Source organism: Chryseobacterium gleum, assembly GCF_900636535.1.
GTDB classification, from domain to species: domain Bacteria; phylum Bacteroidota; class Bacteroidia; order Flavobacteriales; family Weeksellaceae; genus Chryseobacterium; species Chryseobacterium gleum.
In genome coordinates this window covers 3,711,895-3,723,686 of the sequence record NZ_LR134289.1, presented here as the reverse complement: position 1 = coordinate 3,723,686, position 11,792 = coordinate 3,711,895, and the positions used below count along the sequence as shown (strand labels likewise).

Genomic DNA, 11,792 nt, shown 5'->3' with positions numbered 1-11,792 from the left:
AATATGTTAAATAGTGTTAAAATAAGATCCTGATAATTATCATAACAGGGGTCTTTTGCTCGGAATCTCTACTTTTGTAATGCTTTTGAAAATAAATATTCCTTTTTAACACGGATAATCAAATATATATGAAGAAAAGAGTTTTGTTTTATTTAGTTGCTTTAGTTTCTACAGTTTCATTACAATCGTGTGCTACAAATTATGTGGTTTCAAAACCAGCAACTTACACAAAAGAATACAAAACAGATGCCAAACTAGCTTCTATAGATAACAAAAAAATGGAGCAGGATAAGCAAAGACTTATTGACTCTTTCCTTGCTGAAAAGGCGGCATCTATATCCAATGCTAAAAAAGCAATTAAGAATTCTGAGATTGCAAAAGCAGTCAAACATAATAAAACCATTGATGGTATCCTTGAAGAAGCTGAAACATACCTTGGAACTCCTTATAGATATGGAGGAACTACAAGAAACGGTATAGATTGTTCAGCTTTTGTTCTTTCCGTATTCGGAGCAGCAGCAGGTCTTAGCTTACCAAGAGTAGCAGCATCTCAGGCTCAGGAAGGAGAAAGAGTAGAAAGAGGAGAACTACAGAAGGGAGATCTTATTTTCTTTTCTCATGGAAGAAGAATTTCTCACGTAGGTATTGTAGAAAGTGTTTCTGAAGATGGTGAGATCAAATTTATCCACGCAGCAACATCAAAAGGAGTAATGATTTCTTCACTGAATGATTCTTATTGGGGTCCTAAATTCAGATTTGCCAAGAGGGTAATCAACGAAGAAGGAGAAGCTTACAACAATCTTGCCGCTGTTACTCCAGCTACACCAGCAAATTTTTAATTTTATAAATAATTGATTTAAATAATGAAGCCATCAGAATTCTGATGGCTTTTTTATTTGTGATATTTCACGATAAATTCAGGCTAAATCCGAGTCATATAATATCAACTCACCGAATAGTCATGAGTTCTCAACTGTTCTTATCAATTTCAATATCCAGTTTATACAATAGTCCACATATTTCAGACAGCGAAAATTTAGCTTTTTTAAGCCTGTTTAAAGCCGGATCTATAGAATAATTGACCGAAGTTCTGAAATCTGCTTTTTCGAGGTTTGTACCATCGAAAACAGCGCCCGACAGATCGCAGTTATTGAAGACAGCATTTGATAAATCAGATTCAGCGAAATCGGCTTCAATTAATCTGGAATTTTTGAAAACCGTTTTCTTAAGAGAAGTCTGATAAAAAACTGAATTGTTTAAAGCACATCCGTCAAATCTGAAAGATAATCCAAATGGATTACAATCATTAAACTGTAGCCCAAACATTTTACAATCTTTGAAAAGCACCTCATGGAAAGCTGTCTTAGTAAGTTTTACCATGCTGAGGTTACATTCAATAAATTCACAGTCTGTAAAACTGAACCCAGACAGATCTGCATATTCAAAATTACAGTTGTTGAAAGTACAGTTCTCGTACTCTCCTTTTTCTATTTGAGAACCGTCTGTATTTACGAAATCCTGATCAGAGACATAAGCTTCTTTCATCATGTAATGATTTATAAAACGACAATATACTCTGCAATGTGCAGATTTACAAAACAGGCATATCAACCTTTTGCGATTTATATCACCGCTTAAAAGATTTACACCAAACTGTTTTTATCGGAATAATTAAGTTTAAAGAAAATAAATGTCATTATTGAGAAGGCAAGTAAAGAACTTCCTCCATAACTGAAATACGGAAGAGGGATCCCAACCGTAGGGAAAAGCCCCATAACCATCCCTAAATTGATCGAAAAGTGCATCAGCAGGATCGAGGCAAAGCAATACCCAAATACACGGTTAAATGTGGATTTCTGCTTCTCTGCAAGGTAATATATTCTGCTGATATAAACCATGTAGCATAAAATAAGAATTGCACTTCCTAAAAAGCCCCATTCTTCTCCTACTGTACAAAAGATATAATCGGTTTCCTGCTCCGGTACAAATTTGCCCTGGGTAACAGATCCTTCACGATATCCTTTCCCCCAAAGACCTCCTGATCCGATAGCTGTTTTTGAATACAGCAGGTTGTATCCTGAAGTATCCCTGAACGCCTTCTCTCCTTTGTAAAGAACCTCAATTCTTTCTCTCTGGTGTTTAGGAAGTTTTTCTAAAATGTAAGGAGATCCGAAAGCCAGACCGCACAGCAAAAGAACAGAACCTGCAATACCTGAGATAGAAATGACATCCCATGACATTCTGTGATAATTCATGGCAATCAGAACACCGGCAATAACTAAAACTGCCACCGCAACATAAACCGGAGGAACAGCCAGTGAAATCAGAAAAACGCCTGCAAAAATAAATCCTATCCCGAACAAAAGCCCACTCAGACCTTCTCTGTATAAAGCAATAAAGAATGCGATAAACACAAGCATGGAACCAACATCCGGAATAGCAAGAACAACTGCAGCCGGAATTCCTATAATGGCAAGAGCTGTCCAGAGGGACTTTTTATTTTTAAGATTAAAATCCGGACTTGAAACATAATTGGCCAGCATTAATGCCGTTCCGATTTTTGCAAACTCCACAGGCTGCATAGTAAAACTACCGAACTTATACCAGTTCTTCTGCCCGAGAATCTCTTTACCAAACGGAAAAAGTCCTATCAAAAGCAGAACACCTCCAATGTAAATAATACCGGCCATATTCTCAAAGAATTTGCTTCTTCCCACGAATATAACAAGACCAACAACAAGAGAGATACAGAAGAAGACCAATTGTTTTTCTCCCAGTTTCTGATCAACACTGTAAATATTTGCAATCGCAAAAACGCAAAGCAGGAAATACAGCCCGAGGCCCAGTTTATCTATTCCTTCCGTCCATTTCATTGCTTCACAGTTTTTTTAGCAGTGTTATTTTTTTTAGCTTCTTCTATTTTCTTTTGCAGCTTTGCTTTTTGTTGTTTTACCAACTCAAGGCTATCCTTAATTCTCTTTTGTTTAATAGAATCAGGTTTAGGGTCAACATATAAACCTTTACGTTTCAGGTCTGCAATCCATTGCCTTTTATACTCAGGCATGAAACTTGAGGTGATCATTTTTTTGTAAAGATTTTCTCTTTTTAAATCACCTGTAATATATTTTTCAGCAATCACCGTACAGGCCGGCCCTGCCCATGTAGCACCGAATCCTGCGTGTTCCATTACTGCCACTACCACAATTTTAGGTTTTTCTGCAGGAGCAATCAATACAAAAATTGAGTTATCTTTTCCTTGCGGTACCTGTGCAGTACCCGTTTTGGCTAATTGTGTAAAATCATTGGATTTCAAACCACGGGCTGTACCTCTCAAAACTACGGCCTCCATTCCTTTCAGAACTGGTTCGAAATACTTTGGATCTACAAGTGTTTTATGTTTTACTTTGAATCTTGGATCTGGGTTTGGCTTCCCGTCAATTGCTTTTACAATATGAGGAGTATAATACCATCCTCTGTTAGCAATAGCTGCCACATAATTAGCCAGCTGAATAGGCGTTACCAAAACATCTCCCTGCCCCATCCCATTATAAATAGCACCGGTTGACATCTCATCCCAGTTTTTGAAATCGGTTCTCTGGGACCCGCTGGCCTTCATGATCGCCTTAAATCTTCTTTCGTAAAAATCTCCTGAAGGGATTCTGCCTCTTGCCCCAACAGCAAAATCATTATTTAAAAACTCCCCAACCCCGAAGCTGCTCATGATCTTTTTCCATTCATCAACACCTTTTGAAGGATTTCCCGGGTATTTTTTGATAATCGCAATAAATGCATAAGTAAAGAAACAGTTACTAGAAACCTGGATAGAAGGAATAAGCGGATCAGCTCCACCATGACCTTTGATTCTTTTACCTTTATAGAAGAATCCTCCACCGCAAGGGAAAATAGTTTTTTCATCCATCACTCCCATCTGCATTGCCGCTAAGGCAGTCAACAGTTTAAAAGTGGATCCCGGCGGATATCCTGCCTGTAATGCACGGTCAAAAGTAGGTTTATTTTCGTAAAGCGTGTCTTTTGACAGCGCATATAAATTTTTGGATTTGTTGGGTCCGGTAAAAAGATTCGGATCAATATCCGGTCCGGTTGCAGAAACCAGCACTTCCCCGTTATTAGGATCTAAGGCTACAATTGCCCCGTGTTTATTGACGAGCATTTCTTCAGCTGTTCTCTGAAGGTCGTAATCAATCGTTAATGTGATATCTTTACCTGTAATGACGTCTTTATCAAGCGCACCATTTTTATAGGAACCAATATTCCGGAGCCTGATATCTTTCTGGATATATTTTACTCCTTTTACCCCACGAAGTTCTTTTTCGTAGGATTTTTCAACACCTGTTTTCCCGATGAAGTCTCCCGGTAAGTAGTAGGTAGAATCTTTTTTAATGTCTCTTTCATTTACCTCACTCGTATATCCCAAAAGATTTCCGGATGTGGAAACTTCATACTGACGCTGGGGTCTCGATACGATATTAAATGCGGGATACTTAAAAATAATTTCCTGAACTCTTGCAATATCTTCTCTGCTGAGGTCTTTAATAAAAGTCATCGGGGTCAGCTTAGAATAATATTTCTCCTTTTTGATAACATTGATTCTATTGATAAAATCCTGTTTTGTAATTTTCATTAAACTGCAAAACGCCAGAGTATCAAAATCAGGTTTCATTAGAGCCTGCGTAAACGAAATTTCATAAGCAGGCTGGTTACCTACCATGATTTTACCATTTCTGTCAAAAATAACCCCACGCTGTGGAATTACATATTCTGTTTTAATGGAAGTATTGGCAGCATTCAGTGCATAACGGTCTGTAAACAACTGCAAATAAGCAAGCCTCGCCACAAAAATAAGGGCGATCGTAACAAGGATGGAAAAAATTTTTAAATAACGTGTGTTCAAACTTTTTGTTTGATTTTAAATATTAATGCGTAAATAACTATAAAGATAAATGAAATTACACTTGTCACCAACACATTAAATAATATTTCAAAAAACCTGCTAAACTTAAAGAATTCAATATACTGAACTAGAAGCTGATGCAGGAAAATACTTGAAAATAAAAACAGCAAAAACTGCGCCCACTGAAGGGACTGAAAAGAGAAAAAGTCTGTTGACGTATCTGTGGAAGTCCTGAAGATCAACGTTCTGAAGTAAGCTATCAACGTTGTTGCAAATGCATTGATTCCCCATGAATAAAGAAAGCCGTCGATAGACAGCCCTATTAAAAAGCTTAATGCCAGGAACTGAAATTTATTTCTGAAAAACGGATAGAACATAACGAACACGGGATATAATACCGGCGTATATTTCCCGAAAAGTGTAATCCTGTTGAGTACAAAAATCTGTAATGCAACAAGAAAGATCATGATCAATATATCTGTAAATAAAGTTCTGCTAATCATTTTCTTTTTTTATTACAGCCTGCATAGTGTCCTGAATCTTCTGCACTTCTGCTTTCTTAAGATTCTTCACTACATACACTTTATTCAACGCTCCCATTTTTTCACTCAGCTCCACGGAAATATCCCAGAAGCCGGTTTTGTTATCCACAGAATATCCTGCAATGGTACCGATGGTTACTCCTTTAGGGAAAATAGCAGACTTACCATCTGTAACAACGGTATCTCCTATCTTTAATGCAACATATTTCGGAATATCTGCCAGGTGCATTACCCTTGAGTTATCTCCGTTCCATGTTAAAGTACCAAAATATCCTGAATTTTTAAGCGCTGCATTAATCCTGATCTTGTTTACGCTTAACACGGATTGAACTAATGCATAACTGTCTGTAGAATTGATTACAATTCCTGCGATTCCTCTCGGCGCCATCACTCCCATTTGAGGAAAGACTCCGTCTCTTCGTCCGCGGTTGATTGTAAAATAGTTATTTCTTCTGTTGATACTGTTGAAAACAATTTCTCCATCAACGAAAGTATAAATCTGCCCACCACCAATGGTATCATGAACTCTTTTAAAAACAGGATTCTTTGAACCGTCTTTTCCGTAGAGTTCAGTCATAAGGGCTTTATTCTGAGCCACAAGATCTTCATTGATCTGTTTTAGCTTCAGATAAGAAACTCCTTCATCAATATATCCGGAAACCCATGAATTGAACGCTGCCGTCTGGCCCGCAATCCAGGATCTCTGCATGGCATTTCTTGAGAATATCAAAACCAGAGCAATAATTTGCAGGAATATAAAGAAGACGAAAAGAGTATTCTTCGAAAATAATCTCAGCAAAAATCCCATTCAGATATATAGTCGTAAAAAGTTAAAATTATTTAATTAAGAAATTGAACTTATCCATATTCTTAAGCGCAATACCTGTTCCGCGAACTACAGCTCTCAACGGATCTTCAGCAACAAATACAGGAAGACCTGTCTTTTTGTGGATTCTGTCCGCAAGGCCTCTTAATAATGCTCCTCCTCCGGCAAGATAAATACCTGTTTTGTAAATATCAGCTGCCAGCTCCGGTGGTGTAAGAGAAAGGGTTTCCATTACGGCATCTTCAATTCTGATGATAGATTTGTCTAATGCACGTGCAATCTCTTTGTATCCAACCATAATTTCTTTAGGCTTCCCTGTGATAAGGTCTCTACCTTGTACCGGGATGTCTTCGATATCTACATCAAGATCTTCTACTGCAGAACCTACTTCGATTTTGATTCTTTCAGCTGTTCTTTCTCCGATATAAAGGTTATGGTGAGTTCTTAAGTAATAAGCAATATCATTGGTAAACACGTCTCCTGCAATCTTTACAGACTTATCACATACGATACCACCTAAAGCTACTACAGCAATTTCCGTAGTACCTCCACCTATATCGATGATCATATTTCCTTCAGGCTTTTGTACATCAATACCTACTCCTATTGCCGCTGCCATTGGCTCATAAATAAGCCTTACTTCTTTTGCATTTACTTTTTGAGCAGAGTCTCTTACCGCTCTTTTTTCAACTTCAGTGATACCAGAAGGGATACAGATTACAATTCGTAATGCCGGTTGGATGAATTTACCTTTGATGCCAGGAATTTTTTTGATAAACTCCTTAATCATGTGTTCAGAAGCATGGAAATCAGCAATAACCCCATCTTTCAAAGGACGGATGGTTTTGATATCCTCATGAGTTTTACCCTGCATATGTTTAGCCTGCTCTCCGACGGCAATCGGCTTACCCGATGAACGTTCAATTGCAACAATTGAAGGTTGATCAATAACAATTTTATTATTATGGATGATTAGGGTATTAGCAGTTCCAAGGTCTATCGCAATTTCTTGCGTAAACATATCAAATAAACTCATATTTTTCTTCTGATTTTAAGTTTACAAAGATATAAATTTAACACTACTAAAGAAATTTCCCACCAACTTAATTTGGTTAAAATTTTATTAAAATTTATAATTCTTTATTAACTTTCAATTTAGAGGTTTACAGACTTTGAGTTCAACTAAAATTCATGGAGTGTTAAAAGGGCTGAAAAGCGAAATAGCAAAAGGGTAGAAAGACTAAGAAAGCACAACAATGAAGACAGAAATAAAACTTAAAAACAGTAAAAACTTTCTATACAATATCAATTATGCCATTTTACAGTTTTGCCTTTTATGACATTCGCTTTTATAGTTTTTTACGATAATTATCATATATACTATCTGAGATAGGTTAATTAAAAAAATCGTAAATTTGCGACTGCTTATGTTACAGTATTCCAATATTCATCAAACGTCAAATTTCGCCGTGCTTTCAATAAGCTACGAGAAAGCCGACGTAGAAACAAGAGGAAAGTTTGCATTCTTTGATGAGAACATCAAAAACTTTGTTTCCAGGGTCCACCAGGAAGATCTTGGAGATGCATTTGTGGTTTCTACCTGTAACAGAACTGAGATTTATACTACTTCTCCCAATTATCTTTTAGTTGCTGAAGAATATTGCAAAACCATCGGAGTACAGCTTACTGATTTTCTTCAGTTTGCCAATATTCTTACGAAAGAGGAAGCCCTGATTCATCTTTTCAGGGTAGCAGCCGGCCTTGAAAGCCAGATTATTGGTGATTTTGAAATCATCGGACAGATTAAAAAAGCATACAACCGTTTCAAAAAAGAAAGACAAAATTCGAATCCTTACCTGGAGAGAGCCATCAATGCGGCTATTCAGATTTCGAAAAGAATAAAAAACGAAACCGGTATTTCCAATGGAGCGGCATCAGTATCTTATGCGGCAGTTCATTATATTCTGAACAGCCAGAAAAGAATTGCTGAAAAAAACATTCTTCTTTTGGGAGTAGGTGAAATAGGACAAAATACGGTTGAGAATCTGGTAAAGCATGTTTATCAGCCAAAAATTAAAATTGCCAACAGAACTCAGGAGAAAGCTGAAAAGATTTCCCAGAAATATAATATTCCTCACGTTGATTATTCTGATTTTGAACAGGAATTAAAAAATACTGACATTCTTATTGTGGCAACAGGGGCCAAGCATCCTATTGTCAACCAGTCACATTTCCCGAACGGAAAAGAAACGCTTGTTATTGACCTTTCTATTCCTCATAACGTTGAAAAGAATGTTACAGAAAATAAAAATGTAACCTTAATAGATGTAGATGAGCTTTCAAAACAGATCCAGGAAACCATTCAGCAACGCGAAAAAGAAATTCCGAAAGCTGAAAAAATCATAAAGGAGCTGATGAAAGATTTTATTGAATGGGAGAAAAAGAGAAAACTGGCACCTAATATTCATCATTTCAAAGCGGTTTTAAAGAACATGGAACGCAATGAAATGCATAATTTTTATAAAAAGAATAAATACATAAATATCACGGATATGGAACTTTCTGACAAAATGATCCAGAAAATCACCAACCGTTTTGCAAAATATATCATCGATAACCCTTTAAAAGCCGAAGAAATTAGTAAATTAATGCACGAAATATTAGTTGAACAACCAAACAACGAATTCAATGAAAAGCATTAGAATCGGAACGAGAAATTCCGCACTTGCACTTTGGCAGGCTAGAGAGGTTGCGAGGCACCTTCAGAACAATAATTATTTAACGGAAATTGTTCCTATCGTTTCTTCCGGCGATAAGAACCTTAATCAACCACTTTATTCTTTAGGAATTACCGGGGTTTTCACAAGAGACCTTGATATTGCCTTATTGAATGATGAGATTGACATTGCGGTACATTCCTTAAAAGACGTTCCAACCCAATTGCCTCAGAATATTGAGATGATTGCTTACCTGGAAAGGGATTATCCGCAGGATATTCTGATCAGAAAAGAATCTTCGAGAAATAAAGAGTTTCATGAACTTAAACTGGCAACCAGCAGTTTGAGAAGAAGAGCTTTCTGGCTGAGAAATTATCCTACTGCTGAATTTTCGGATATCCGTGGAAATATTCAGACCAGGCTTCAAAAACTGGAGGAAGGAGATTTTGATGCAACAATTCTGTCTCTTGCAGGAATTAAAAGAATGAAAATGGAAATCGATTATGAGATGCTTCCATTAATGATCTCTGCTCCGTCACAAGGGGTTATTTCCGTAGCCGGACATACTGACAAACCGGAGATCAATGAAATTGTACGCCAGATCAATCACCAGGAGACTCAGATCTGTGTAGAAATAGAAAGAAACTTCCTGAGCACTTTAGAAGGAGGTTGTACTGCTCCTATCGGAGCTTTTGCAGAAATCATTGGCGATCAGATCCGATTCAAAGCTGCACTTTGCTCTCTGGATGGAAAAAACTGCATCGCTGTAGATGAAAACTTTGTCTATACTCCAGCTGAGAATTTCGGAGAAAAGTATGCAAAAGTAGTTCTTGAAAACGGAGGAAAAGAATTAATGGCCGAAATCAAAAGCCAGATCTGATATTTCAGATTGTAGATTCTTACCTGTTCTTTTTCATCTTCTTAATTTTACAGACATGAAAATCTTATTTACCAAAAATATAGACCCATCTATTATATCCAAAGAATTAGGAGAGGATATTTTGGTTGACTGTGTTGAGGTGATTAAGACCAATCCTATCATGATCAGTCCTTTTGATCTGAAAAATTACTCTCTGATTTTTACCAGCGTCAATGGTGTTACAGCTTTTTTTAAAAACAGGTTTAGACCCAATGAGGATTTTACTGCAAAAAACTACAATAAGATCTATTGTGTAGGCGAAAAGACAAAGAGAGAATTAAGAAAACATGGCTTTGGTACATTTAAGGTGTTGAAAAATGCTGAAACGCTTTCCAGATTTATTATAGGAAAATGCCAGCATGAGCAGTTTCTTCATTTCTGCGGTAATCTTGCCATCAATGTTTTGGATAAAGATCTTCCGCTTCAAAACATTAAATACAAAAAAGTTACGATTTACAACACTGAGGAAATCAATCCTGTAATAACTGAAAAATATCATGCTGCGGTATTTTTTAGTCCGAGCGGAGTTCGTAGTTTTGCAAAGCGAAATTCACTGGAAGGAATGAAACTTTTTTCAATTGGCGAAACCACTTCCGGTGAGCTCAGAACGTATACGCAGGAAGAAATTTTTACTTCTGAAGAAAATACGCTGAGCTCCATCTTTGCATTGATAAGAAAAGAGATCAAAAGCAGGATTTAGAATACCTGTTACCGACATATGACATATTGCCGGTACTATTATTTAAAAAGATTATGATTAAAAACGACCTATATTTAAAAGCACTTCGCGGAGAAACCGTTGAAAGACCTCCTGTCTGGATGATGAGGCAGGCTGGAAGATATCTGCCGGAATTCATTGCTTTAAGAGATCAGTATGATTTCTTTACAAGATGTCAGACTCCTGAACTTGCCGCTGAAATTACGCTGCAGCCTATCCGCAGATTTCCTTTGGATGCTGCGATTCTGTTTTCTGATATCCTGGTAGTTCCACAGGCAATGGGAATTGATTTCAAAATGAAAGAATCCGTTGGACCATGGTTAGATACTCCTATCAGAACGATGGAACAGGTTCAGAATATTGAAACTCCGGATGTGAATGACACTTTAGGTTACGTTTTTGATGCTATTGAACTTACACTTCAGAAGCTGGACAATGATATTCCATTGATCGGTTTTGCCGGTTCTCCATGGACTATTCTTTGCTACTGTGTAGAAGGAAAAGGAAGTAAAGCGTTTGATATTGCAAAATCTTTCTGTTTCCAGCAGCCTGAAGCTGCTCATTTATTACTGCAAAAAATCACTGATACTACGATTGCTTATCTAAAAAGAAAAGTAGAAAAAGGAGTTTCTGCAGTACAGGTTTTTGATTCGTGGGGAGGCATGCTTTCTCCTACGGATTATCAGGAGTTCTCATGGCAGTATATTGACCAGATTATTGAGGCATTAAGTCCGCTTACCCATGTCGTAGTATTTGGGAAAGGATGCTGGTTTGCTTTGGAAGATATGACGATGTCCAAAGCTTCTGCACTTGGTGTAGACTGGACTATTAAGCCGGAATTCGCAAGAACGCTGACTAATCATACAATGACGCTTCAGGGGAATTTTGACCCTGCAAGGCTTCATTCGACTCCTGAAACCATCAAAAAAATGGTAAATGAAATGATTAACCGTTTCGGAAAAGACAGATATATTGCAAACTTAGGACACGGAATTCTTCCTAATGTTCCTGTAGAAAATGCTGAGGCATTCATCAGAGCTGTAGTAGACTGGAAACCGACTTTATAAGATTATTCTCTTAAAAAACATAATAGCCTTGTTATCCGTTAACAGGGCTTTTTTATTGTAATTAATTTTATTTACCTTTGATTATTAACAC

General features: G+C 37.1%; 11 protein-coding genes. 5 read left to right on the top strand and 6 right to left on the bottom strand.

The genetic code is table 11. From position 1 onward, the window contains the following. The first annotated feature begins 128 nt into the window (after nt 1-128). A complete protein-coding gene (locus tag EL165_RS16945) occupies nt 129-839 on the top strand; it encodes a C40 family peptidase (RefSeq protein WP_002982464.1) in 711 nt (236 codons plus the stop codon). 130 nt (nt 840-969) lie between these two features. Here EL165_RS16945 and EL165_RS16940 read toward each other — a convergent pair whose 3' ends face one another. From EL165_RS16940 to EL165_RS16915, 6 genes are all read right to left on the bottom strand, one after another. Continuing rightward, the gene (locus EL165_RS16940) at nt 970-1,548 is read right to left on the bottom strand and encodes a pentapeptide repeat-containing protein (RefSeq protein WP_002982462.1); all 579 of its coding nucleotides are present in this window, start codon (nt 1,546-1,548) and stop codon (nt 970-972) included. Between the two features lie 95 nt (nt 1,549-1,643). Continuing rightward, nucleotides 1,644-2,873 carry a rod shape-determining protein RodA gene (gene rodA / locus EL165_RS16935; protein ID WP_002982459.1) on the bottom strand — a complete coding sequence of 410 codons (1,230 nt, stop codon included), beginning with the start codon at nt 2,871-2,873 and terminating at the stop codon, nt 1,644-1,646. Continuing rightward, nucleotides 2,870-4,912: a peptidoglycan D,D-transpeptidase FtsI family protein gene (locus EL165_RS16930; protein WP_002982457.1), complete on the bottom strand. Its 2,043-nt coding sequence runs from the start codon at nt 4,910-4,912 to the stop codon at nt 2,870-2,872. The genes rodA and EL165_RS16930 overlap by 4 nt, the downstream gene beginning before the upstream one ends. Continuing rightward, a complete protein-coding gene (locus tag EL165_RS16925) occupies nt 4,909-5,415 on the bottom strand; it encodes a hypothetical protein (RefSeq protein ID WP_002982456.1) in 507 nt (168 codons plus the stop codon). Before EL165_RS16925 ends, EL165_RS16930 begins: the two co-directional genes overlap by 4 nt. Further along, nucleotides 5,408-6,262 (bottom strand): rod shape-determining protein MreC, encoded by an 855-nt coding sequence (gene mreC, locus EL165_RS16920; protein WP_041461965.1) that lies wholly within the window; start codon nt 6,260-6,262, stop codon nt 5,408-5,410. Before mreC ends, EL165_RS16925 begins: the two co-directional genes overlap by 8 nt. 28 nt (nt 6,263-6,290) lie before the next feature. Further along, a complete protein-coding gene (locus tag EL165_RS16915; RefSeq protein ID WP_002982450.1) occupies nt 6,291-7,316 on the bottom strand; it encodes a rod shape-determining protein in 1,026 nt (341 codons plus the stop codon). 391 nt (nt 7,317-7,707) lie between these two features. Between EL165_RS16915 and hemA the strand changes: the two genes are divergently transcribed. The 4 genes from hemA to hemE are packed head-to-tail and all read left to right on the top strand — an operon-like array spanning nt 7,708 to nt 11,701. Beyond that, nucleotides 7,708-8,982: a glutamyl-tRNA reductase gene (gene hemA, locus EL165_RS16910; protein ID WP_002982448.1), complete on the top strand. Its 1,275-nt coding sequence runs from the start codon at nt 7,708-7,710 to the stop codon at nt 8,980-8,982. After that, entirely contained in the window at nt 8,969-9,877 is a 909-nt protein-coding gene (gene hemC / locus EL165_RS16905) for a hydroxymethylbilane synthase (RefSeq protein ID WP_002982446.1), read from the top strand. The genes hemA and hemC overlap by 14 nt, the downstream gene beginning before the upstream one ends. A 55-nt stretch (nt 9,878-9,932) precedes the next feature. Continuing rightward, nucleotides 9,933-10,616: a uroporphyrinogen-III synthase gene (locus tag EL165_RS16900; RefSeq protein ID WP_002982443.1), complete on the top strand. Its 684-nt coding sequence runs from the start codon at nt 9,933-9,935 to the stop codon at nt 10,614-10,616. Between the two features lie 53 nt (nt 10,617-10,669). Continuing rightward, complete coding sequence (gene hemE / locus EL165_RS16895; protein ID WP_002982440.1) at nt 10,670-11,701, top strand: uroporphyrinogen decarboxylase; 1,032 nt, start codon at nt 10,670-10,672, stop codon at nt 11,699-11,701. The last annotated feature ends 91 nt before the right edge of the window (nt 11,702-11,792 follow it).

Bases quoted from the DNA above. Each gene is read 5' to 3' on its own strand.
- EL165_RS16945 (WP_002982464.1), top strand. From the start codon at position 129: ATGAAGAAAAGAGTTTTGTTTTATTTAGTTGCTTTAGTTTCTACAGTT.
- EL165_RS16940 (WP_002982462.1), bottom strand. From the start codon at position 1,548: ATGATGAAAGAAGCTTATGTCTCTGATCAGGATTTCGTAAATACAGAC.
- rodA (WP_002982459.1), bottom strand. From the start codon at position 2,873: ATGAAATGGACGGAAGGAATAGATAAACTGGGCCTCGGGCTGTATTTC.
- EL165_RS16925 (WP_002982456.1), bottom strand. From the start codon at position 5,415: ATGATTAGCAGAACTTTATTTACAGATATATTGATCATGATCTTTCTT.
- mreC (WP_041461965.1), bottom strand. From the start codon at position 6,262: ATGGGATTTTTGCTGAGATTATTTTCGAAGAATACTCTTTTCGTCTTC.
- EL165_RS16915 (WP_002982450.1), bottom strand. From the start codon at position 7,316: ATGAGTTTATTTGATATGTTTACGCAAGAAATTGCGATAGACCTTGGA.
- hemA (WP_002982448.1), top strand. From the start codon at position 7,708: ATGTTACAGTATTCCAATATTCATCAAACGTCAAATTTCGCCGTGCTT.
- hemC (WP_002982446.1), top strand. From the start codon at position 8,969: ATGAAAAGCATTAGAATCGGAACGAGAAATTCCGCACTTGCACTTTGG.
- EL165_RS16900 (WP_002982443.1), top strand. From the start codon at position 9,933: ATGAAAATCTTATTTACCAAAAATATAGACCCATCTATTATATCCAAA.
- hemE (WP_002982440.1), top strand. From the start codon at position 10,670: ATGATTAAAAACGACCTATATTTAAAAGCACTTCGCGGAGAAACCGTT.